Annotated in this window: 21 protein-coding genes; 18 read left to right on the forward strand and 3 right to left on the reverse strand. The window is 48.7% G+C overall.

Annotation, left to right across the window (positions count from 1 at the left end; translation table 11 throughout):
• Positions 1-15 precede the first annotated feature (15 nt).
• The 13 genes from ACF8OF_RS11315 to ACF8OF_RS11375 all read left to right on the forward strand — a co-directional run bounded on the left by ACF8OF_RS11315 (position 16) and on the right by ACF8OF_RS11375 (position 12,235).
• Positions 16-849 carry a hypothetical protein gene (locus ACF8OF_RS11315; RefSeq protein WP_392496681.1) on the forward strand — a complete coding sequence of 278 codons (834 nt, stop codon included), beginning with the start codon at positions 16-18 and terminating at the stop codon, positions 847-849.
• Positions 850-863: 14 nt separating this feature from the next.
• Positions 864-1,721, forward strand: a complete 858-nt coding sequence (locus tag ACF8OF_RS11320) for a FliM/FliN family flagellar motor switch protein (RefSeq protein ID WP_392496682.1) — start codon at positions 864-866, stop codon at positions 1,719-1,721.
• Positions 1,718-2,380 (forward strand): EscR/YscR/HrcR family type III secretion system export apparatus protein, encoded by a 663-nt coding sequence (locus ACF8OF_RS11325; protein ID WP_392496683.1) that lies wholly within the window; start codon positions 1,718-1,720, stop codon positions 2,378-2,380. Before ACF8OF_RS11320 ends, ACF8OF_RS11325 begins: the two co-directional genes overlap by 4 nt.
• A 1-nt stretch (position 2,381) precedes the next feature.
• Positions 2,382-2,648, forward strand: a complete 267-nt coding sequence (gene sctS / locus ACF8OF_RS11330; protein WP_108656053.1) for a type III secretion system export apparatus subunit SctS — start codon at positions 2,382-2,384, stop codon at positions 2,646-2,648.
• A 6-nt stretch (positions 2,649-2,654) separates the two neighbouring features.
• A complete protein-coding gene (gene sctT / locus ACF8OF_RS11335; protein ID WP_392496684.1) occupies positions 2,655-3,413 on the forward strand; it encodes a type III secretion system export apparatus subunit SctT in 759 nt (252 codons plus the stop codon).
• The gene (locus tag ACF8OF_RS11340) at positions 3,406-4,476 is read left to right on the forward strand and encodes an EscU/YscU/HrcU family type III secretion system export apparatus switch protein (RefSeq protein ID WP_279796953.1); all 1,071 of its coding nucleotides are present in this window, start codon (positions 3,406-3,408) and stop codon (positions 4,474-4,476) included. The genes sctT and ACF8OF_RS11340 overlap by 8 nt, the downstream gene beginning before the upstream one ends.
• An 83-nt stretch (positions 4,477-4,559) precedes the next feature.
• The gene (locus ACF8OF_RS11345; protein ID WP_072868954.1) at positions 4,560-5,027 is read left to right on the forward strand and encodes a tetratricopeptide repeat protein; all 468 of its coding nucleotides are present in this window, start codon (positions 4,560-4,562) and stop codon (positions 5,025-5,027) included.
• The gene (locus ACF8OF_RS11350; protein ID WP_392496685.1) at positions 5,024-6,307 is read left to right on the forward strand and encodes a hypothetical protein; all 1,284 of its coding nucleotides are present in this window, start codon (positions 5,024-5,026) and stop codon (positions 6,305-6,307) included. The genes ACF8OF_RS11345 and ACF8OF_RS11350 overlap by 4 nt, the downstream gene beginning before the upstream one ends.
• Before the next feature lie 15 nt (positions 6,308-6,322).
• Positions 6,323-8,041 carry a type III secretion system translocon subunit SctE gene (sctE, locus tag ACF8OF_RS11355; protein WP_392496686.1) on the forward strand — a complete coding sequence of 573 codons (1,719 nt, stop codon included), beginning with the start codon at positions 6,323-6,325 and terminating at the stop codon, positions 8,039-8,041.
• 18 nt (positions 8,042-8,059) lie between these two features.
• Entirely contained in the window at positions 8,060-8,827 is a 768-nt protein-coding gene (locus tag ACF8OF_RS11360) for a hypothetical protein (protein WP_392496688.1), read from the forward strand.
• A gap of 304 nt (positions 8,828-9,131) precedes the next feature.
• Positions 9,132-10,406 (forward strand): bifunctional O-acetylhomoserine aminocarboxypropyltransferase/cysteine synthase, encoded by a 1,275-nt coding sequence (locus ACF8OF_RS11365; protein ID WP_392496690.1) that lies wholly within the window; start codon positions 9,132-9,134, stop codon positions 10,404-10,406.
• Between the two features lie 49 nt (positions 10,407-10,455).
• The gene (locus ACF8OF_RS11370; RefSeq protein ID WP_279796941.1) at positions 10,456-11,259 is read left to right on the forward strand and encodes a MetQ/NlpA family ABC transporter substrate-binding protein; all 804 of its coding nucleotides are present in this window, start codon (positions 10,456-10,458) and stop codon (positions 11,257-11,259) included.
• 382 nt (positions 11,260-11,641) lie between these two features.
• Positions 11,642-12,235 carry a LemA family protein gene (locus ACF8OF_RS11375; protein WP_262881828.1) on the forward strand — a complete coding sequence of 198 codons (594 nt, stop codon included), beginning with the start codon at positions 11,642-11,644 and terminating at the stop codon, positions 12,233-12,235.
• A 51-nt stretch (positions 12,236-12,286) separates the two neighbouring features.
• Here ACF8OF_RS11375 and ACF8OF_RS11380 read toward each other — a convergent pair whose 3' ends face one another.
• Positions 12,287-15,379, reverse strand: coding sequence for a MexW/MexI family multidrug efflux RND transporter permease subunit (locus ACF8OF_RS11380; protein ID WP_279796938.1), 3,093 nt, complete (start codon positions 15,377-15,379; stop codon positions 12,287-12,289).
• Positions 15,379-16,491, reverse strand: a complete 1,113-nt coding sequence (locus ACF8OF_RS11385; RefSeq protein WP_392496691.1) for an efflux RND transporter periplasmic adaptor subunit — start codon at positions 16,489-16,491, stop codon at positions 15,379-15,381. Before ACF8OF_RS11385 ends, ACF8OF_RS11380 begins: the two co-directional genes overlap by 1 nt.
• A gap of 152 nt (positions 16,492-16,643) precedes the next feature.
• On the opposite strand from ACF8OF_RS11385, the gene soxR reads away from it, so the two are divergent.
• From soxR to ACF8OF_RS11410, 5 genes are all read left to right on the forward strand, one after another.
• Positions 16,644-17,135 (forward strand): redox-sensitive transcriptional activator SoxR, encoded by a 492-nt coding sequence (gene soxR / locus ACF8OF_RS11390; protein WP_046894693.1) that lies wholly within the window; start codon positions 16,644-16,646, stop codon positions 17,133-17,135.
• A 58-nt stretch (positions 17,136-17,193) separates the two neighbouring features.
• Positions 17,194-18,231, forward strand: coding sequence for a mechanosensitive ion channel family protein (locus ACF8OF_RS11395; RefSeq protein ID WP_392496706.1), 1,038 nt, complete (start codon positions 17,194-17,196; stop codon positions 18,229-18,231).
• 82 nt (positions 18,232-18,313) lie between these two features.
• The gene (locus ACF8OF_RS11400) at positions 18,314-19,171 is read left to right on the forward strand and encodes a MerR family transcriptional regulator (protein ID WP_262860140.1); all 858 of its coding nucleotides are present in this window, start codon (positions 18,314-18,316) and stop codon (positions 19,169-19,171) included.
• A gap of 296 nt (positions 19,172-19,467) precedes the next feature.
• A complete protein-coding gene (locus tag ACF8OF_RS11405) occupies positions 19,468-20,625 on the forward strand; it encodes a trans-sulfuration enzyme family protein (RefSeq protein WP_392496692.1) in 1,158 nt (385 codons plus the stop codon).
• A gap of 30 nt (positions 20,626-20,655) precedes the next feature.
• Entirely contained in the window at positions 20,656-21,927 is a 1,272-nt protein-coding gene (locus ACF8OF_RS11410; RefSeq protein ID WP_392496693.1) for a nitrate/nitrite transporter, read from the forward strand.
• A gap of 54 nt (positions 21,928-21,981) precedes the next feature.
• Here ACF8OF_RS11410 and ACF8OF_RS11415 read toward each other — a convergent pair whose 3' ends face one another.
• The gene (locus ACF8OF_RS11415) at positions 21,982-23,919 is read right to left on the reverse strand and encodes a TonB-dependent receptor plug domain-containing protein (protein ID WP_392496694.1); all 1,938 of its coding nucleotides are present in this window, start codon (positions 23,917-23,919) and stop codon (positions 21,982-21,984) included.
• Between the last annotated feature and the right edge of the window lie 54 nt (positions 23,920-23,973).

The following is a 23,973-nucleotide window of genomic DNA, read 5'->3' on the forward strand; positions in this document are numbered from 1 at the left end:
TACAAGCGGGAAGCCATGGTAAATCTTGAATGTTATTACAGTGAGCCTGAACCCGGTTTTGGTGGGGAGAGGGTGAGTAAACAGGTGACCGATTTATTATCAGTGATGATAAAAAGAAAAGAAAAAAGGTGGTGTGACAACGATATTCCGGTAATCAGTTCATCCATTCAATATTATAATGATAAATATTATGATGGTAATGTATTATATCTTCTTCCAAAGATAAAAAGCAGTGATTATCCTTTCCGTGAAAGGCATGATGCTATTTTGACCTTGATGTCATCAACAGGAACGATAAAAAATACAACCCGGCAGAATACTATTCCCGGATATATTTTATGTGAAAATCCGGCAGATGAACGCCCTGATACGCATCCTGAGAATGTGACCTCTAAAAGCATGGCAGCAGAAAGGATAGCGGCGGAAAATACCCCTGAATCAGCAAGCACTCCGGTGGCAGAATACACACCGGGCACAGAACACATCCCGGAGACAGAAAACGTGCCAACAGCAGATATGGCGCCGATATTGCCGGAGTTTCCGGTTTTCCGGCTCTCCGGAACCACACCGGAGAAAAGGAGTCTCACGTTACGGTATTATGAGCAGGGAAAGGGGTCGCAGGAAAAAGCCGCTCAGGTTATCGGCTATACCGGAAAAAATCAGGCTGTCCCGGAAAACGGCAGACCTGATTATTATTGTTCTTATCATTTCAGGCAGAAATATCAGCCACCTGAACCGGTGTTTATTTACCGGGAAAAGCCGGGGCGATTTAAACTGGAAGCCGGTTCAGAAACGCTTAGCCGGCGACTGAAAACGATAAATGGAATTGATGGTGTTGATATAGTATAAACGGAAAAAAATAAATGTATTATGATGCATGTCAGGCAATGGATTACCTGAGTTGTTACCTTCCGGAAAAAAAAGAGATTAATGGGCGTGTCATTCATTGTCATCTGATTAATACACAGAATACATTGGATGTTTTAATTGATGTTGAATCTCTTCTTCATTATCTGATTGGGGAAAATACCATTCCGTGGGAAATTATTCCGGAACATTATTTGTCTGAACTGATTAATGAACATAAAAAAGCGATCAGGCTGCCTTTCTTTTCACCGGAATGTTATTTCCCTGAACTTTGTACCGTCATTCCGGCGGCGAATATCACACGCAGGCTTGCATTCAGCGGGAACGGTATTGATTTCTGTCTGATCGGGGCAAAAGGCAGGTTTGATATTACCGGCATGCCGTTGACAGCAGATTTTTCTGTTCCGGTGAATGCCGGCATTTATATGGGTTCAACCCGGACATTTACCGGTGTGATTCAGCAAATCAATGAAGGCGATATCTTTTTCATTACACAAAACCAGCGGTTTCTGAGAGCAGGAGGCTATTTTCAGATGACACTGAAGCAGGAGCAGGACGAGACAGTTATCACTGAACGGGGAATAGTTCCGGAAGCGCCGGTAACCCCGCCGGAAACCACCCTTTTTGACAGTCGCAGAGTGCCGGTTCAGGTGGATTTTTTGCAGTACCGCAGGGTGTTTCCGCTATCAGAACTGATGGCGCTGCAACCGGGCGATAAACTGGCGCTGCCGGCGGCGGATCATCACCTGATCACGCTGGAAATCAGCGGGCAGCGTTTTGCTCAGGGGGAACTGGTGCGTATCGGGGAGCAATACGCCGTGGAAATTCATCATATCTTTCAGAAGGGTAAATGATGACTGACAGCGCTGTTTCAATGATGCTGATGCTGGCAGCGGCATCGGTTCTGCCGTTTATTCTGGCGGCGGGAACCTGCTACCTTAAATTTTCCATTGTCTTTGTGATGGTGCGCAACGCCCTGGGAGTGCAGCAGGTGCCGTCAAATATGGTGCTCAATGCGGTTGCGTTTATTCTGGCAATGGTGGTGATGTTCCCCCTGGTCAGTCAAACCTATGCCTATGTTGCCGAAAATCCGGTGGAATTATCTCAGCCGGAATCAGTGTCGCGTTTTGCGGATGAAGGCTTACAGGATTACCGGGACTATCTGTTCCGTTATGCGGACAAGCCCCTTCTGCATTTTTTTGCGCAAACCGGCGTTGATGAAGACGCCGATCCGGAACTGACGGATGCCCGTGATATTGCATTTTTCCCTTTGCTGGCAGCCTATGCGCTGGGGGAAATTAAATCCGCATTTTTGATCAGCTTCTACCTCTATCTGCCGTTTATCGTGATCGATCTTGTGGTATCCAGTGTTCTGCTGGCGCTGGGGATGATGATGATGAGTCCGGTGACGCTCTCGGTGCCGATTAAACTGATCTTATTTATTGCTTTGGATGGCTGGTCGTTGTTATCGACCAGTCTGGTCTCTCAGTATCTCGATCTGATGGATATTTAATATGGATGCTATTTATGCGGCAGATAAAGGAATTTATCTGGTGATTATGTTATCGCTGCTGCCGGTGAGTGTGGCGACTGTCGTGGGGCTGACCGTCGGCCTGCTGCAAACCGTCACACAAATCCAGGAGCAGACATTGCCCTTCGGGCTGAAGCTGATCGCCGTGTTTGTCTGTATCTTAATGCAGCTTACCTGGCTGGGGGATTCGATGCTCAGTTATGCCCGCGAAATGTTCTCACTGGCGCTCAGCGCAACGGCGGCAGGTTAATCCACGGTGCCGTTATTCTCCTGGGCTCATGAGCTGTTTCAGGGCGTATTGCTCAGCAGTGTGCGGTTATTTGCGGCGTTCGCTTTCCTGCCGTTTCTGAATGATAAATTTATCCTCAGTCGTACCACACGGGGTATTATCGTCTTTCTCACGGCTCTGTGCCTCAGCGGAAATGAACACGGTCCGGCAGAATTTTCGGTGGTCAGCATACTGAGTGAAATGATTACCGGCACGGTGATGGGGCTGGTTTACAGCACACCATTCTTTATTTTTGCTGCTTTCGGTGAATATATCGATAACCAGCGCGGTGCGAATATCAGTGATACCGCTGACCCGACAACCGGCACGGATGCATCACCGTTCTCCACCTTTATGAACCTGTTTTCCGTCTCTTTTTTTCTGCTCAATGATGGCCTGGTGTTACTGATGGTGTCTGTTCAGGATAGTTTTCGTTTGTTGCCGCCAGGCACATTACTGACAGAAATACATTATGCGCCGCTGTTTCACTGGCTGACAAACAGCCTGTCGCTCTCTTTGCTGTTCTGTATGCCGGTACTGATTATCTTATTCATTTCTGAGGTCAGCCTGGGCATTCTGGCATTGTATAATTCGCAGCTTAATCCGTTTTCACTGTCGCTTTCAATAAAGAGCATTATTGCCTTTCTGCTGACGCTGCTGCTGTTTCGCAGCACAACGGTAACGGATGTTACGCTGCTGTTTGATACATTCCCTGTCACACAATTTCTGAGGGGGAACGATGGCTGAAAAAACGGAAAAACCCACCAGTAAAAAACTGAAGGATGAATCGAAAAAAGGGAATGCATTCAAATATAAAGAACTGCTCTCCACGACCGGTTATGCGGCGGGTATCGCATACCTGCTTTATGTTGCCGACTGGACCGCATTCTCCCGTTTTTATCAGACGGTATTACGCAATGTGAACCATCTGTCTCTCTCTGTTTATATACAGATGTTATCGGATATCTTTTTTCAGATGGTGTTACCGCTGATTATATTATGCGGCGTGAGTGTCAGCTTTATTTCCCTGATGCAGACCCGTTTTGCTATCGCAACGGAAGCGATTAAATTTGATTTAAAGAAAATTGATCCCATCGCCGGATTTAAACGGATCTTTACCAAAAAATCGCTGAAAAATCTGGTCAAAGCCCTGATCTCACTTATTGTATATTTATCGGCGGGCTATGTATTTATATCGCTGTATACCGGTGATATTTATCAGTTAATGACATCACCTTTTTCTGACGCCGGTAACGGTTTTTTGTATTTCACCGGCCGCTATATCGCTATTTTTATTCTGATGCTGATGCCATTACTGGTGATTGATTACATCGTTGAATATTTTTTCTTTTTTAATGACATGAAGATGGAAAAGCATGAAGTTAAACAGGAGCATAAAAACAGTGAGGGGAATCAGGAGATAAAATCTGCCCGTAAACAGCAGCACCGGGAATTGCTGAATGCGGAAACCAAAGCGCTGATAAAGAACTCGGATGTGGTGGTGGTTAACCCGACACACATTGCCGTCGCTATCTATCTTGACCCGGAAAATGGCGTTATGCCGCTGATTACAGTAAAAGAGAAGGGCACATATGCACTGGCGGTCCGCCGCTATGCTGAAAAGCACAGGGTGCCGGTAGCCCGGGATATCCGCCTGGCGCGGACGCTATTCCGGAAATACCATGTCTTTGACACCATAATTGATGATGAACTGGATAAGTTTCTCGATCTTTTATTGTGGCTGAATGACGCAGAGCAGGCGGCTCTCGCTGATACTGAACAACAGCACATGCATCAGCAGGGTGACTGAGGCGCATTTTATGAAAGTGATTATCAGTGGCGTCAGATAGTATTGTCTGACTTGATAATCGGATATTATTAAGGAAAACTATTATGGATGATAGTATTAATTCAGATATAAAGTCGCTTATGGAGCAAATTTTTTCTTACCTGGAAAATGGCTCATTTTCTGATCTTTTTAAAAATAATAAAGAGCATGATTTCAGTAATGTTTATTCTCTGGCTTGTGATTATTATGATAAAGGATTGATTGAGCAGGCTGAAAAAATTTTCCGATCTTTGTGCCTTTACGATTTCAGCAATATTGATTATTTACTCGGGCTGGCAGCGGTAAAGCAGGTTCAGAAACAATATCAGAAAGCAATTAATCTCTATTCTTTGGCTATCAGTCTGAATGAAGATAATGCATCCTGTTATTTTTACATTGGCCAGTGTTATTTGTTTTCCGGGGAGAAAGATTTGGCAATGTCGGGTTTCAGGCAATGTATCTCAATGGCATGCAATGAAAATGAAAGAGAGCAATCATTACATTATATATCAATGTTGGAGAGTGAGCGATGAATGTAAATAACTATTATAATTTTTTACCTGTGGCACAGGATACACATTCTCAGGTTTCCGGAATGCAAGAAAAATCGCAGTTGGCGGAGGTATCAACTGATAGTGAATTGCTTTCATATTTCTATAATGAATTAAATAACATAAGTGTAATTTTGTCAAATCCGGCAACAACAGAAGAACAAGCACTCCAAGAGCTGGGTAAATATAATGAATTAATAAAAAGACCCGAATTTTCAAAACTCATGTTATCTCATGAAAGTGAAGTTTCACATAAAATAAAAGATATACAAGAATCTATGGAGTATTATTTTTTAAAAAAAGAGATGGTCACCTTTGGTTATTTTGTTGACAAAATGGATGTTGCATCTAAGTATGGACATGATTTAAGTGTTAAATGTTACCGGGATGGATTTAGTCAGTATACGGAATTTTATAAAACACTGTCGAAATTACTAAGCTCGTATGGTGAGTATTCTGCCGGTGTAATAGATGACGGTAAAAAAACAAAGTTCAGACAAAATGCATTTTACTATGATCTGCATATGGCATTAATGAAATTTTATCCCGTGACAGGTGACTTAAAAAACGATGCGGGAAAAGATTGCTCAATATATAAAGGGCGATTTGAAATAGATACAAAGAATGGGGTAAATAACTGTTCAATTTATGTTGATGGCGAACTCATTGATTCGAATGTTATTTATAGTGATGCTATAAAAAAAATGGAATATTTCTTTTCCGTAATGAGAAAACCGGTATCAGGCACCGGGGTAATAAAAAAAATAAATACAGAAACAGATCGTGATGGCAATCTGGTAAAGATAACCGGAATGGTTGACGTTATGGTAATGCCCGAGGCATTATTCAGATGGCTTGATTTTTCTATCAAAAAAGAAGATTTTGATGAAATAAATTCTTTTTTTGATCAGTCAATGGATAAATTAAAAAAGTTTAATAATATTAATGATGACTACTCATCGGTATCTTCTTTGTATGAGGATGTATTAAAAAAAACCAGTGATTACTTTAATGATAAATTAAATAACAGTTATTTTAAAACAGCCGTATCAGGAAGAAATGAAGAGTGGAGTTTAGATCAGGGGAAAATTAATTCCTATAATACCATTATTGATGGGATTAAGAAAGAACTGCAAATGACCCTTGATGAATTTTCTCAGCGATATAATACGATCAATAGTAATTACGATAATATGCTCAGAGTCATTACCACCATGATCAGCGAACTGACTCAGGAATTAAAAGGTTTTTTACGGATTTAAAATAAAGGTGAATACATGGATGTATCAGGGATTAAATCAGCGCAATTAATCACTTCCGGTGCTTTAGCCGGAGAAATAAATGAAACAGAAAAAAGCAAGGTTGTTAACCAATCAGAGGAGATATCTTTTTCTGAAAAAATCGTTGAGGAATTGGGTGAGAGATATAGCCGGGAAAACAGTAAAAAAACAAAGCCACAGCTTAACGGACAGCAGACAGGTAAACAAAATAGCGGTAAAACATCAGCAAAAAGGATGTCAATTAATGAACTGTTTGCCCGGTTATCTGATGACCTTTTGGGTGAGCAGGTTAAAAATTCAGGTATAAATAATAATATTAACAGTAGCATTTTAAAAAATATCTGGTCTCCGCAGCAGGAATCTGAGTTAGATAAAGATATTATAAAGTATTTTAATGTATTATCTGTCAGGGTTAATGATATATCAGAGTATTACTATAATATCATCAATGATAATAATAAAGATTATGACGATATCCGGTTGTTTTTTACCGGAGGTGAAGATGTCAATGTCAGTGATAAAAAAGAATTCCTTGTTCATTTTTACAATAAACTTGGTTTTGGTAATATTCTGAAAATTATGTCAGATAACGTAGGGGACTGCAAAGAAAAAACAAGTTTAATTAAGAAGTTGCTGAATGATATTATCAGTCTGCCAAAAGTAAAAGAACAACAGTGGATAATAGATCCTGATGAATTAGTTTTACTGAAATCAGAGTCAGTACTGTTGCATAATACAGCAGAAACGTTAGCTTCAGCAAGAGATTGCCTGTCTGCAGCACAATCACTGGTCAATATGAATAATAAAAATACGATTGAGTATAATAATTCGCTTGAAGTATTGATGGGGAAACTGGCTGATTTACGTGATCAGATGGCTCAAAAGAAGCTGGAAAATGACCGGGAGTTAGCCCGGGTACAACAGTTGGCATTGCAGACCAAAACAGATAAAGATGCCGCTGATATAGCAGAGAAAATAAAAAAAGCAGAACGGTTGCAGGCCTTGTTTAAATGGCTGGGGCCATTGCTGATTGCCATTATGTCAGTATTAACAGCACTGACCGGCGGATTACTGGCCAAAGCCCTGGCAGCCGTTATTGTTGTGATGACTCTGATCACTGAAGTTGTAAAAGCAGCCGGTGGCCCGGATATTATGGCAAAAATCATGGAGCCGGCGATGAAACTGATAGAATCGGTTCAGAAGTTTATTAAAGATGTTGCTATGTTTATTGGTAAATTAGAAGGAAAATCACCGGAAGAACTGAAAAAGCTGGAAAAAACGATGGAGATTGTCGCTATGGTACTGGCCGTTGTGGCCGTGGCTGCATTATTTATAGCGGCGGCGTCAGCGGTTGGCTCAATTGCGGGAAAAGCTATAGGTAGTTTTGCATCAGAAGCAATGCAGACAGCAATAAAGAGTGCTTTCGCTCAGATACAAACCATACTGATTAATGTCATGATGGTGTCAACATTTATAAATAGCGCCAGTTCTGTTACGAATGCATTATTGCAGGCTGATGCGGCACGGTTGCGGGCAGATATGGATCTTGATTTGGAATTTCTGGACAGAATAACAGAAATGATGAATCAGATAATGGAGACTTTTTCTGAATCACACAAAGAGCTCATCGCGCTAAATGAAAAACTAAGCAAATGCGGTAATGAATCTTTCCAGAGAATGAAATCAATAATACAGCAAGGGCAATTAGCTGTTTAATTTACAAAGGGAATTAAGATGAACATTTCAAATAATAGCGATAATATCAATATTTCATCTTCGGGTTATGTACCTGAGAATGTTGTTATTGTAAAAGAAAAATCGGCACTGCCGGTTAATCAGATTAATCAAAGAATAGTTCAGTCAGTTGCTGATAGTCAATATTTTCAGCAGGAAACGCCGGCCGGTAAAACAGCGGAAGAGGTCATCAGACCATTTTCGCAGCATGTATTACCTGTACTGTTAAATGACTATGATAGTAAACGTATGAATATTATCATTGAATTATGCAATGTTTTGTTGCTTGATGCGATTAATCAGCAGGCGCGACGGAATACGTTAGAAAAGCAGGCTGTGCAGCAGGCAGTACTCTTAAAAGATCTGAAATATAAAGAAGCCGATTATCAGGTTGCAGCGGCGGTTGCCGGGGCGTTTGTATCAGTTGCGGTTGCTGTCGTTGGCGGCAGTATGTCGATTAAAGGGATTGACGCGGCGAATCCTGGCGTATTATCGGCGAAAGGCCTTGCCGGGCAGGCTATATCCGGTTTGTCACAATCTCTCGGGCAGCTTGCTTCCCAGCCGATTGCGGCAATGGGAACCCGGTCGCAGGGGGATGCGGAAGTGGTCCGTGTCAGGAAAGATGTCCTGCTCAACGCCATGTCAACTCATAATAAAGTATCAGATGACCAGAAAGCGTTTCAGAAAAAACTGCTGGATATGCTGACCAGTGAATTGGAGAACCGCAAAAGTACAACGCAGAATCTGCTTAATAATATGAAGATCTGATTTTGCCCCGCGATAGACCAAAGCCGCTTCTGACAGCGGCTTTGATATTGCTGACAAAGCAGGATAAAACGTGGTTTTCCCTGCTTTGTGTTATCGGTCCTCGCCAACCCCTGCGGGTTTGTCAACGGCCTGAGCCGGTCAGTGATGACCGTCTTTTTTCATATTTGCTCTCATCATGAAGAAAATTCATCTTGTTTTGCCACTTCCGTTTTGATCTCTGCGGGGAATACCGGTATAAGAAAGAAATGTCTAAACGTCTGGACGTCTAAATAAAAATATTCACCTGTGCGGTAAGGAAGAACACATGAAACTTGAAACGCTCTCTGTCCATGCCGGTTATTCACCGGATCCGACCACCAAATCTGTCGCGGTTCCTATCTATCAGACCACATCCTATGCCTTTGATGACACGCAGCACGGCGCGGATCTGTTTGATCTGAAAGTCGCGGGGAATATCTACTCACGCATCATGAACCCGACCAATGATGTGCTGGAGCAGCGAGTGGCAGCACTGGAGGGCGGAATTGCCGGGCTGGCGGTGGCATCGGGCATGGCGGCGATCACCTATGCTATCCAGACCCTGGCCGGGGTGGGTGACAATATTATCAGTGTCTCCAAACTCTACGGCGGTACGTATAATTTGTTTGCGCATAATTTTCCGCGCATCGGCATCGACGTCCGTTTTGCTGACCATGACGATTTCGCACAACTGGAATCGCTGATTGATGACAATACTAAAGCCGTTTTCTGCGAAACCATTTCCAACCCGGCGGGGCATATCGCGGATATTGAAAAACTGGCGGACATCGCCCACCGCCACGGTGTTCCGCTGATTGTGGATAACACCGTTGCCTCTCCGGCGCTGTGCCGCCCGATTGAGTTTGGTGCGGATATCGTGGTGCATTCACTGACCAAATATATCGGCGGACACGGCTCATCGCTCGGCGGGATTGTTATCGACTCCGGCAAATTCCCGTGGCAGCAACATGCGGAGCGCTTTGCGGTACTGAACACCCCTGATCCTTCCTATCACGGTGTGAACTACAGCGAACACTTCGGTGCGGCGGCATTTATCGCCCGCTGCCGTGTGGCGCCGCTGCGTAATACCGGCGCGGCATTGTCGCCGTTTAACAGCTTCCTGATTTTACAGGGACTTGAAACACTGGCGCTGCGCATGGAGCGCCATACCGAAAACGCCCTGCGTGTCGCGGAATACCTGCAACAACACCCGCAGGTGGCCTGGGTGAAATACGCGGGTCTGGCGGATAGTCCGGAACATGCACTGGCGAAAAAATACGTGAAAGGCACGCCGGCATCCATTATGTCTTTCGGTATCAAAGGCGGGGCAGAAGCAGGAGCGAAGTTTATCGATGCCCTGAAACTGATTGTCCGCCTGGTCAATATCGGTGATGCAAAATCCCTGGCCTGCCATCCGGCGACCACCACTCACCGTCAGCTGAATGAAGCCGAACTGGCCCGTGCCGGGGTATCACAGGACATGATCCGGCTATCTATCGGTATTGAGCACATTGATGACATCCTGGCGGATATCAGTGCGGCACTGGACAGTGCGAAATAATATTATTAGTCAATAAAATATAACCATAACAATATGTTCCGGAGATAGTATGAGAAAAATTATTGTATCGGCACTGCTCGCCTGCACGACATTACTGACGGTGTCCTGCTCGCAGAATGATGATGAAAAACCACTGAAAGTAGCGATTAACACCGGGCCGGATCAGGCTATCTGGGAAGAAGTGGTCAAAGTGGCCAAAGAGAAGCAGGGGCTGGATGTTGATGTTATCGCCTTCAATGACTATGTCCTGCCGAATGAAGCACTGCGCAACAATGATGTGGATGCCAATGCGTTCCAGACCGTGCCGTACTATGAGGCACAAAGCAAAGAACGCGGCTATCAGTTTGAAGTCATTGGTAAAACCTTTATTTTCCCTATAGCGGCATACTCGAAAAAAATCAAATCCGCAGCCGAACTGCCGGACGGCGCAACAGTGGCTATCTCCAACGAAGCCACCACTCTCGGCCGCAGTCTCCTGCTGTTGCAGGCTCAGGGGCTGATTAAACTGAAAGACGGTGTCGGTTATCTGCCGACCACGCTGGATATCATCGAAAATCCGAAGAAACTGAAGTTTGCGGAAATCGATACCCCGCAACTGACACGTACACTGGATGATCCGGATGTGTATCTTTCCATTATCAACAATAACTTCTCATCTCAGGTCGGATTATCCGCCGCCCGTGACGGACTGTTTATGGAAGGTGCAGATTCCCCGTATGTGAACCTGATTGTGGTCAGAGCAGCAGATAAAGACAATGAGAAGCTGAAAAAACTGGTCGCGGCATTCCAGAGTGATGAGGTGCTGAAAAAGGCCGATGAGGTTTATAAGGGCGATGCTGTCCGGGCCTGGTAAATACGCGTCATCCTTCCGCCCATAGCGGCGTTGACTTCGTTCGCCCATCCGGGTCACATACTGATGTATGCTCCCCGGATGTTCTCACTTTGCTGTCTGGCTCTGAGCGGAATGATTTAACGTATACGCGTCATCCTTCCGTCCATAGCCGCGTTGGTCGCACTCAGTGTCCCGGGTCACATACTGATGTATGCTCCCCGTGCCCCTTCATTTGCCGCCTTGCTCTGAACGGAATGATTTAGCGTATTGAGATCTGCAGGCACCGTAATCCCCGGCTCTGTCTGTTTCAGATACCGGAACTCCGGTTTTTACCTTTCATCCTTATCTTGAATCCCCGGCGGATTGCCTGAATAATAGTCGCCACTGAGATAAGGAAAATACGATGAAACAACTGATTATCGGATTACTGGGTGTGGTGGTGCTGGTCGGCGTACTGCTGGTCTCCAATTACAACAGCATCCAGACACAGGACGAAGCGGTGACCGCCTCCGCCTCTGAAATGCTCAACCAGTACAAACGCCGCGCGGATCTGATCCCGAACCTGGTGAAAACCGTGCAGGCTTCCTCTGACTTTGAACGTCAGGTCTTGCAGGATGTGGTGAATGCACGGGCAAAAGTCGGACAGATGAATATCAATGTCACTGACCTGAATGACCCGGCACTGCTCGCCAAATTCCAGCAGGCGCAGACTGAACTCGGCTCCTCGCTCTCCCGTCTGCTGGCAGTATCAGAACGCTATCCGGATCTGAAAAGTAACGCACTCTACAGCGACTTAATGGTACAACTGGAAGGCAGCGAAAACCGGATCGCCGTTGCGCGCGGCCGCTATATCGAAAGCGTCCGTGAATACAACACCACTATCCGGAAATTCCCAGCCGTGATTATTGCGAACTATATGGGATACACCGCTAAACCCAACTTCAGCGTCGAAAACGAAGCAGAAGTCACAACAGTTCCGGATGTGCAGTTTAAATAAATAAAAAGGGATAACCGTTCAGTTATCCCTTTTCTGTATTAATCAGCCGGTTTACAGGCCTTGTTTCAGCGCTTTCTCTGCGGCCTGTAATGCCCGGCTGCGTTCCGTGGCATTCATACCGGAATGATCACGGGCGAGCCGGGTGTAGACGGCCGGCAGAACAAACAGAGTAAAGAGTGTTCCGACCATCATCCCTGATACAATTACCACACCCAGACCGAAACGGCTGTTGGCACCGGCACCGGAAGCAAACAGCAGCGGGATAAGCCCTATCACCATGGCGGCCGTGGTCATCAGTACCGGACGCAGACGTATCTGTGCGGCGCGGATAATGGCCTGACGGCGATCAAGCTTTTCATGCATCTGGAGTTCATTGGCAAATTCCACCATCAGAATACCGTGCTTACTGATAAGCCCGATCAATGTCACCAATCCTATCTGTGTATAAATATTGAGTGTCGCATAGCCGAGTGCCAGCGGCAGCAGAGCACCGCAAACCGACAACGGCACGGTGATCAGAATAATCAGCGGATCTGTCAGGCTCTCATACTGTGCAGCCAGCACCAGATAAATAATGATAAGTGCCGCCGCGAAAGCAAACATCAGCGTATTTCCTTCCTGTCTGAACTGCCGGGCGTCTGACTGCCAGTCATAACTGAACCCGGCCGGCAGCGCCTGTCCGGCCTGCTCCAGGAAATTCACCGCCTCACCCAGCGTGACACCGGGGGCCGGTATTGCCTGAAAAACAGCCGCATTCTGCTGATCAAACTGGGTCAGTTTATTCGGTTCGACCGTGGTGCTGATTGTCACAATGGCAGAAAGCGGGATCAGCTGATTATCCCGGGTACGCACATACTGGCGCTCCAGTGCCTGCGGTGTCAGGCGCTGTTCGCGGGTGCTCTGCGGAATGACATCATAGGAACGGCCATCCATCGCGAAGCGGTTAATATAGTTCTCCCCGACCAGCAGATTCAGTGATTCGCCGATATCACTCATGCGGATCCCCAGACTATTCGCTTTTTCACGGTTGATCTTCACCTGCACGACCGGGTTGTTGTAATCGAGATCACTGTCAACCACCATAAATAAACCACTCTCCCGCGCCTGCTGTTTGATGTCCTCCATCGCCTGATACAGTACCGGATAACCCAGCGGGCTGCGCAGTACCATCTGCACCGGCAGGCCACCGGCTGACCCCGGCAGCGGCGGCAGCTGGAAGACAAATATCTGACTGCCTTCTATCTCACTGACCGCCTGTTGCAGTGACTGCTGAACCTGTGCTGCGGATGTGGTACGGGCTGACCAGTCAGACAGGTTGATCCCGCCGAAACTGGCAGACGGGCCATCCGTGCCGTTGATAATCCATGTGCTGTCACTTTCCGGCAGTGTCATCATGACCTCATGCAGCCGCTGGTTAAAACGCTCGGCATAGGCGAGATTGGCATGCTGCGGTGCTTTGACGGCGGTCAGAATACTGGCCTGATCTTCTGCCGGTGCCAGCTCCTGCTGTGCCTGCTGGTAAAGCAGCGGCAGGCTGATACAGACGGCGACAGCAAACAGGCCGGTGATCCGGCGGTGATCGAGTAAAAAATTCAGGAGCCGGCCGTAGCCCGCAGCCAGTGAGCTGAAAACATACTCCGCACCCGCCGCCATCCGGCCTTCATTCTGTCCGGCGTTCAGCATAAAGGAACTCATGACCGGTGACAGCGTCAGCGCGACAATACCGGAAACAATCACAGCACCGGCAAGTGTCAGGGCAAACTCTCTGAACAGTGCGCCGGTCAGTCCGGACATCAGACCGATTGGCGCATAGACTGCCGCGAGAGTAATGGTCATGGCAATGACCGGTCCCGCAACTTCACGGGCACCGATCAGCGCCGCCAGCACCGGTGATTTACCTTCCTCAATATGGCGGTGGACGTTTTCCACCACCACGATGGCATCATCCACCACAAGGCCGATAGCAAGCACCATCGCCAGCAATGTCAGCAGGTTAATACTGAAACCGGCCGCCAGCATGATAATTGCCGCGCCCAGCATGGAGAGCGGGATCGCCAGTACCGGGATCAGCACACTGCGCAGGGAGCCGAGACACAGGAAGATCACCGCGATCACGATCGCCAGCGCTTCCAGCAGTGTCTGCATTACCTGATCAATGGAGGCTTCAATAAAACGGGCGGTTTCAAAGGCCATCTCTGCCTTTACACCCGGCGGCAGCGTTTTTTCGATCCCCGGCAGTAACTTTTTCATACCGTCAACAATGACCAGCGGGTTACCGGACGGCGTGGAGAAAAGACCCAGATAAATCGCAGATTCGCCGTTCATCAGGCCGCTGGTTTCGGCTGATGCCGCACCGAGTTCGACGGTTGCCACATCTTTCAGCCGGACCAGACCGTTGCCGTCACTGTGGATCACCATGTCGCGGAACTCATCGACGCTGGTCAGATCGGTATTCACATATACGTTGGCTATCACAAACTCGCCTTTGACCTTGCCGGGAGCCGCCTGGTAGTTATTGCGCCGTACGGCATCCGCAACATCAGCCGCTGTCAGGCCGCGTCCGGCAAGGCGTTCCGCATCCAGCCACAGCCGCATTGCCAGCGTCTGTCCGCCGAAAACCTGTACTTTGGATACTCCCTCAATCGCAGAGAACTGCGGTTCAACCACACGGGAAAGATAGTCAGTCAGCGCCGGCAGTCCGATATCACCGCCGGAAAAACCGATATAGGCGACCGCCGTGGATTCCCCGGATGATAATTCAATCACCGGATCATATGCCTGCTCCGGCAGTTTATAGCGTACCTGGTTTACCTTGGCCATTGCCTGGGCAAGGGCTGCCGTCGGATCACGGTTCAGTTCCATCCGTACGGTCACGGTACTTTGCCCCTGTACAGAAGAGGAGGTGAGGTAGTCCACCCCCTCCACGGAAGAGACAGACTGAGCAATCGGCTGGGTAACGAAACCCTGTATCAGCTCAGCGGATGCTCCCGGATAGCTGGTGGTGATGGTGATAGCCGAGCTTTGCAGCATCGGATACTGACGGATCGGCAATTTACTTAATGCAAACAGCCCGAGCAGCACAATCAGGGCGCTGACAACCAGCGCCAGCACCGGACGTCTGACAAAAATATCAGTAAAAGTCATCACTTCCTCCGGGATGCGGTTGTCTGCGCGGCAGCCAGCGTGTCGTTGTCACTCTGTATAATGGGGCTGCCGTCAGATAACCGGAGCTGGCCGGATGTCACTACCTGCATACCGGCGGTCAGCCCTTCCGTAATTTCTGTTTTGCCGTCCCAGCGTTTCCCGGTTTTGACCGCAGTACGGCGGGCAATCAGCCGGTTATCCTCACTTTTCTGAGCCACAAACACCGTATCGCCGTAGGCACTGTAAGTTACCGCAGTTTCCGGCACCGCAAGTACCCTGGAGGCTTCTTTCTGCGAAACCTGCACGCCTGCATACATACCGGCTTTCAGTCTGCCGTCATGGTTCGGCAGTTCCGCCTGAACCCGCACTGTCCGGGATTTATCGATCAGGGGATCGACGGCCACAATTTTTGCGGAGAAAGTCTCACCCGGCCAGGCATCTGCCAGCACGGTGACCGGCTGCCCGGTATAGAGCTGAGGAACAGCCTGCTCATCCAGTGAAAAGTTGATTTTCAGTGTGTCGGCGTTGATCAGACTGACGACAGGATCACCTGCCTGAACATACTGACCCTCATGAACCTGACGTATCCCGAGTGTGCCGGAGAAAGGCGCACGGATTGTTTTTTGTGCGATCTGCGCCTGTGTCTGCCGGATAGCCCCCCGTGCCATATCCCGTTCTGCGCGGGTATTATCCACCTGGGCGGCAGCCACCATATTTTTACTGAATAATTGTGTGGTCCGGTTATGAAGCTGCTCGGTATTGCGCAGCTGTGCCTGCAGTTTCGCGAGCTCTCCCTGTTCGATAGCATCATTGAGCTGCACCAGCGGCTGACCTTCTTTGACTGTATCACCGGAGACAAAACGGATAGCCGTAATACGCCCCGCAGTTTCCGGTGCCACCAGTACCTGGCGGGCGGCCTCCAGTTCTCCGACCCCGGCCAGTGTCCGGTTCAGCCCGGTTTCCTCAACCGGTGCCAGCGCAACCTGTACCGGCGGTATAACATACTGTCCGTCCGCGGTATCATCCTGCCCGGAGGCCATTACATAAGTACCGGCTGCACCGGCCAGGATCACCGCGGCAGCCGCGGAACCGATCACATACTTTTTCTTCATCACTGTCAGCCCTTACAAAAAGCCATAAAACGGCATTAAAAAATAAAAAGAACCGGGATATTTGACACCGGAATGCCGTCGGACTATAAAACCTCAGGTTAAGTTGAGGTCAACACTCCGGATGCCGGAATAACACGAAAGGAACATTCACCATGAAAAATGCCGGAAAACCGATCGATTCCGCCCGGGTGCTGACGGTGGGGGAAGTGGCTAAACGGAGCGGTGTGACCGTCTCCGCGCTGCATTTTTATGAGGAAAAAGGGCTGATCACCAGTACCCGCAATCAGGGAAACCAGCGGCGTTACCCGTCGGTGGTGCTGCGCTATGTGGCGTTTATCAAGGCGGCGCAGAGCACCGGGATTCCGCTGAAAGAGATTCAGGCGGTGCTCAGTCAGTTTCCGGTCAACAGTAAGCTGACATCAGAACAGTGGCGCATTCTGTCGTCACGGGTGCGCCGTTATCTGGATGAGAAGATCACCCGCCTCACCCGGCTGCGGGATGAATTTGATAAATGTATCGGTTGCGGTTGTCTGTCTCTGACCGATTGTCCGCTGCGTAACCCGGAAGATAAGCTCGGCGCTCTGGGAGCCGGTGCTCAGATTCTGAACCGTCCGGTGGATGATGAGGAATTTACGGCGGGATAAATTGAGTTTCCGGGCAAAATCCGTTAGAAGGAGAGGATAATACTAAGGAGTTATCGTGATTACCGAAGAGTTTCTCTCCAATAATGTGCTCAGCCTGATTGTGCTGGTGCTGTGTCTGCTCGGTTCCGGCGGGCTGATGATTTATAACCGCAAACGGGAAAAGGGCGAGCATGCCACATTAGTGCATGTTTCCCAGTTTATCATGTGGGCGCTGGGGGTGATTATCCTTGGCGATTTTGTTGAGCAGGGAATTGACCATTTTCAGTGGCGCTTTATCACCGCAGATACGGTCGGGATGATCTGCACCACACTGATCGTGCTGATGCTGATCCGCAAGCTGTTCCTGATGATAAACCGCCTGGCCGCCGCGCAGATCAAACGCGGCAGCGATATCACGTCGGCGCATATTGTTTCCCGCGTGCTGAAAATCCTGATTGTGATCGTGGTGTTCCTGTTCTACGGCGAACACTTCGGCATGAGCCTGTCCGGCCTGCTGACCTTCGGCGGTATCGGCGGTATTGCTATCGGTATGGCGGGGAAAGATATTCTCAGCAACCTCTTTTCCGGCATCATGCTCTATTTTGACCGTCCGTTTAAAATCGGTGACTGGGTCAGCTCACCTGACCGGCAGATTGAGGGCACGGTGGTGGAAATCGGCTGGCGTATCACCAAAATCATTACCTTCGACCACCGTCCGCTCTATATACCGAACTCGCTGTTCTCCTCCATCAGTGTGGAAAACCCGGGACGCATGACTAACCGGCGGATCAAAACCACCATCGGGCTGCGCTATGAGGATGCGGAGAAGATTTCGCAGATTGTCAGTGAAATACGGGCTATGCTGAAAGCGGAGAGCAGTATTGATCAGCACCAGACATTACTGGTCTATTTTGATGAATTCGGTGATTCTGCCCTCAATATCATGGTGTACTGCTTTACCAAAACCACGGTCTGGGCGGAGTGGCTGGCGGCACAGCAGGCGGTGTATCTGAAGATTATTGATATCGTACACCGCAACGGTGCGGACTTTGCTTTCCCGAGCAGGACACTCTATATGGAACGCAACAGTGTCTCCCGCGAACCGCCGGGAGTGTGATCTGACGCCTTGCGTCATCCCCCTTGTTTCCGTTATTGTGCCGCCGGTTAATTCCTGAGAAGGTCATCAGAGGCGGCACAATATGGCGAAATATTTTTCCATCGGTGAGATGGCAAAGCTCCATAAAATCAGCATTCAGACACTGCGTTATTATGACCAGCTGGGGCTGTTCCGCCCGGTGTATGTCGACCAGGAAAGTAACTACCGCTATTACACGATTGATCAGTTTTCCCAGCTGGATATTATTAAATATCTGAAATACCTGGGTATGCCGCTGAAAGAGATCAAACACCGCCTGGAAGACAGTGACACACAGATCCTCAGCCTGCTGACCCGGAAAATTTCCGTGGTGGATGAGAAAATCCGCGAGCTCGAGCTGATTAAAAAAGTCCTCTCCACCAAAAAAGAGACCCTGGAAAAAGGGATTGATACTGAGAGCATCGGCAAAATTACCCGCCGTTATATTCCGCGCCGTCATATTTTATCGATGAATTATGAGCCGGGTCTGAGCTTTGAGGAGACCATGGAATTCTCGCGGCGGCAGATTGCCAATATCCTCGAGGAAAACATTTCTATTTTCTACGGCGGCGTCAGTGGACTGGTCTCCCGTGAGGAATTTCTGGCCACACAGCAGGTGCATTATCTGAACAGTTTTGTGATTGTTGAGCGCGACCTGTTTAATCCGCAGGTGCAGGATAAAATTACAGAAATTCCCGACGGTGAATTTATCTGCCTGATGTATCAAGGGCCTTACAGCGAAAATACGGCAGCATTTAAAGCGCTGACGGACTATGCGGAATACAAACGCATTCCGGTGGATGACATGATGTATGAAATCCCGGTGATTGACCCGCTTTCCACCAATGATCAGCGTCAGCTGCTGACGGAAATCCAGATCAAAGTGAAACGGCGTGAAATTGATACCCGCTGCCTGGTATAAAACTCTCCTTCTGCTACAGGTATAAATGCTTTCAATACAGAAACAGGCTGATATTCCTCAGCCTGTTTTGCTTTTATCCACCGTATAATTACCCGTTTTGTGATGCATATCTACTATCTCTGAATTGACTCTATAGTAACTGGAGAGTCTATAGTTATCCACATTACAGCAATGGTTAAAAAGGTCGTTACCGCCACACTATTACCCCCGCTGATCCTGAATCAGCAACCCGAACTCACTAATGATAATAAATGATGACATGCGGATCAGAATGCTGATCTCATGAGGAGTCTGTTGTGCAAAAAAATACTGATTATGATTTGGAAACCAAACTGATCCACCAGGGTCATTCACCGGATCCGGCCACCGGCGCGCTGGCCAGTCCTATCTACCAGACCGCCACATTTGCGGCGCATTCTGTGGAGCATTTCGAAGAATTGTGCCGGACATGGGGCTATGTCTACAGCCGCGAGTGCAACCCGAACCTGACCGAGCTGGAAAGCAAACTGGCGATGCTGGAAGGGGCGGACAGCGCGATTGTCAGCGCATCCGGTATGGGGGCAATTGCCTCAACCCTGCTGTCACTGGTGAAAACCGGCGATCATATTGTCAGCGCGGACGGGATCTTCTCCCACACCCGCCTGCTGATGACTGAACTGCTGGCAAAATTCGGTGTGGAAATCACCTTTGTTGATGCCACGAACAGCGACAATATCCGCGCTGCCATGAAACCGGCGACAAAGCTCGTGTATGTGGAAAGCCCGCTGAATCCGTCTCTGGAGCTGGTGGATATCCGCGCGGTGGCGGACATTGCCCATCAGAACAAAAGCCTGCTGATTGTTGACAGCACCTTCTGTACGCCGATCCTGCAACGTCCGCTGGAACTGGGTGCGGATCTGGTGGTTCACAGCCTGACCAAGTTTATGAACGGTCACGGCGATACACTGGGCGGCGCGGTTATCGGCTCACGTGAGCTGATCGAGCTGATCAAATGGCCGGGATTATGCTGCTTTACCGGTGCGGCGCTGGCACCAAACAATGCCTGGATGATTATGCGCGGGATGAAAACCCTCGATATGCGCATGAAAAAACACTGTGAAAACGGCCTGGCACTGGCGGAGTTCCTGACATCTCAGAGTGAGATTGAAGAAGTCCGCTACCCGGCACTGAAAAACCATCCGCATTATGAACTGTGTCAGTCTCAGATGAACGGCCTTGGCGGCGGTATCGTTTCTTTCCGTCTGAAAGAGGATATTCACGGCCTGACCCGCGACCAGGTGAGCCGCAAATTTGTGAACTCCCTGAAACTGACCACCATTGCCACCAGCCTGGGCGAAGAACACACCCTGGTTCAGATGAACGGCGAAAACCTGATCCGTATTGCTGTCGGACTTGAATCAGCAAAAGACATTATTGCGGATTTCCGCCAGGCCCTGGATGCAGTTCACGGCTGATAAAAAGAGATAATCATTATGGCAAATCACATGGCAAATCAATCCCGCGTCAGACGGATGCTGATTCTGTTTCTGCTGGCATTCGGTACCACCGCAATGTACAGCCTGCCTTACCTGAAGTCTTCGTTCTATGATCCGATGCAGCAGGCGCTGGGACTGACACACATTGAGATCGGTAACCTGCTCAGTCTGTATGGTTTGATCGGTATGTTTTCCTACTTTTTCGGCGGCTGGTTTGCGGATCGTTTTTCACTGCGCAACCTGATCACCTTCTCACTGATCGCATCCGGATCGCTGGGATTCTGGTTTGCGACCTTCCCGTCGTATAACACGATCCTGCTGATCCACATTCTGTGGGGTGTCACGACGATCCTGACGTTCTTCGCCGCATCGATCAAAGTGGTGCGGATGCAGGGTACGGAAAAAGAGCAGGGGCGGATCTTCGGGTTTTATGAAGGATTATCCGGTGTATCCGGCACGCTGATTTCGTTCGTCGGCCTCTATTTCTTCGGCAAATTCGCCGAGGCGGCTATCGGTTTCCGTTATGTGGTCTGGCTTTACTCCGGTGCTTCCGTAATGTGTGGCGTGCTGCTGTTCTTCCTGATCGCACACCGCAGCAGTGCCGCTGACAGCGGTGAACCGGAAGAGAAAACCACATTCCGTTCGCTGATGAGTGTGGTGACCATGCCGAAAGCGTGGCTGATCGGGCTGATTATTTTCTCCACTTATGTAGTGTTCTCCAGCCTGACGTATCTCAGCCCGTATCTGTCACAGGTGTATGTGGTACCGATTACCCTGGTGACGGCGCTGTCGATTATCCGTACCTATGTGATCAAAATGGTGGCCTCTCCGGTGGCGGGGATCGTGACGGATAAAGTCGGATCATCTATCAGCGTGATGTTTGTCGGCTTTATCATCATGGCGGTGAACTGTGCTCTGTTCCTCGTGATCCCGAAAGGTAATGCCTTTATGTGGTTTGCGGTGGTGAATATGGTGGTACTGAGTGCGTTACTGTTTGCCTTCCGTGGTATCTATTTTGCCTCAGTCGCAGAATCGAAAATCCCGATGAAAACCACCGGTGCGGTGGTGGGGTTTGCCTCCTTTATCGGCTTCTCCCCGGACGCGTTCTATTATTCCGTTGCCGGCTACTGGCTGGATAAATACGGCGAAACCGGCTACAGCTATATCTTTATGCTCTCGGTCTCCTGTGCGCTGTTGGGTGTGGTGGCAACGTTCCTGCTGCGTCAGATCAACCGCCGGGAAGCGGCGGGCGGCGGGATGGCACTCTCTCCGTCAGTCTGAAAATACAGAAAGCCCCCCGAAACGGGGGGCTTTGCACTAAAAGCGTCCTGCTGATTAATAGCGGTATTCCACGCCCAGCCAGAAGTTACGGCCTTCTTCCATATAGCCGTTGGTGTACTCGTAGGATTTATCAAACAGGTTATTAACAGAGGCATTTGCGGAAATGCCGTAACCGAAGTCATAGTCCACGCGCAAATCAGTAAGAGCATAACCGGCCACTTTGTTATTTTCATCCGTACGGTTATAGCTCCATGCACGAAACTCTTCAGCCAGGGTGATGGTCAGCGGTTCGATCGGCGAGACTTTTACCCATGCATAGACTTTTTGTTTTGGTAGTCCATCTATATGATCAACATCTTTCGGATCACTGTGGATGTAGCTGTAGTTGATCCCGGTTTTCAGCCAGTCACTGACTTCGCCCTTCACACCTAAATCTAACCCTGTGTAGTCTACACGGCCGCTATTTCTGTATTGAGCAATGTTTTTTCCATTTTTAGGATTAACACCGACATGTCGGGAAATGATGGCATCACTTATGCGGTTATGATAGAGGCTGGCTTGGTAACCCCATTTATCAGTGATATTGCCTTCATAGGTTAAATCAAAGGTCAGTGCATGCTCGGCTTTCAGATGTGGGTTAATAATGACTTCTTCATTGAACCCGGGTTTATCAGTTGTGTAACGTTCTTTTTGAGTAGGAAAGCGGGTCCTGTCAGACACGGAGAACCGCACGTTATCCTGGTTGGCGAAGGTATATTTTGACATCACCTCCCAGTTAAAGGCGTGCTGATCATTATCATCCGCCCCTTTATCTGCCTGACGACTTTCTCGCCAGTCATAGCCGATAGCACCGATGATATCTAAATCCTGAGTGGCAGCCCACTGATACTCTGTTGCCACGGAGTAGGTGCGGTCTTTATAACGCTGCCAGTCACCACCTTTCTCTTTCTGAGCACGGTGAACATCATCTTTCCAGTGTGCGGAGAACGAGAGCAGATCATTTTCCCGCATGTCGATCCCTAACTGGAGAGAGGCGCCGTTGCTGAAATCATCATAACGGCTGTAATCCACCTGGTTGCCCTTTTTCGGGTACATCAGCAGGGTATTTTCAAACTTGTCATGGAACAGGCGGCCCTGGAGATTTACGCCGTCTGTCAGTTGAGTGGTACTGTTGAAATAGTAGCTCTCTTTGTTGTAATCCGGCCATTCCCACCAGCTGTATTTGCCTTTGCCCGACACCGCAGACGGCGAACTGTCTTTGCTGCCGTCCTGCTTCAGATAAGTAAAGACATACTGGTCGGTCTCACGCGGGGTCCAGCCTACTTTTACCATGCCGCGTTTGTCATCGGATGAGGAGTGTGCACGGCGGCCGTTACTGCCTGCCAGGGCATTATCATCATCGGATCCCGGCAGGCCGAGGAAACGCTGTTTGTACTGGCTGCCGCTGACCTGGATAAACCCGAGATCGTTGCGTGCGCCGACACGGGCGCTGGTGTTATAGGCATTATCCGCGCCGCGTGCGAAGCCCTGGCTGAATGCCACATTGGCCTCAAACGGTTTTTTCGGGGTGGCGGTGGTGAGGTTGATTGCACCGCCCATCAGGTTCGGGCCCTGTAACAGCGAGGTATAGCCTTTGCTCACCTCAATACTTTCCAGCTCGCTGGTCATAAAGCGACCGAGGTCAAGGTTGCCGTCATACGGGACGTAAGTCGGGATGCCGTCGAAGAATACCGGCACCTGGCGGCTGTCAAAACCACGGACTTTGACCGTCAGTTCATTACGGTTGCCTGATTTTTCGAGAACCACACCCGGCATGGTGCTGATCGCTGTCGCCGCATTGGTTTTGTTCAGCGACTGCATCTGCGGCTGTGTGATGACATCCGGATTAGAGGCCACCGGGCTGCCCCAGACGGTCAGAATATCTGTGCTTTCTGCCTGTACCGCAGGCGCGGTTGCCAGCAGAATTGCTGAGCAGAGTAGAGTTCGTTTCATTATTATTTTTCCTGTTACCGATATGTATTTATTTATATAACGACTTGCCAGACA

The organism is Morganella sp. TYF_1, from assembly GCF_043105645.1.
In the GTDB taxonomy this organism is placed as follows: Bacteria; Pseudomonadota; Gammaproteobacteria; order Enterobacterales; family Enterobacteriaceae; genus Morganella; species Morganella morganii_B.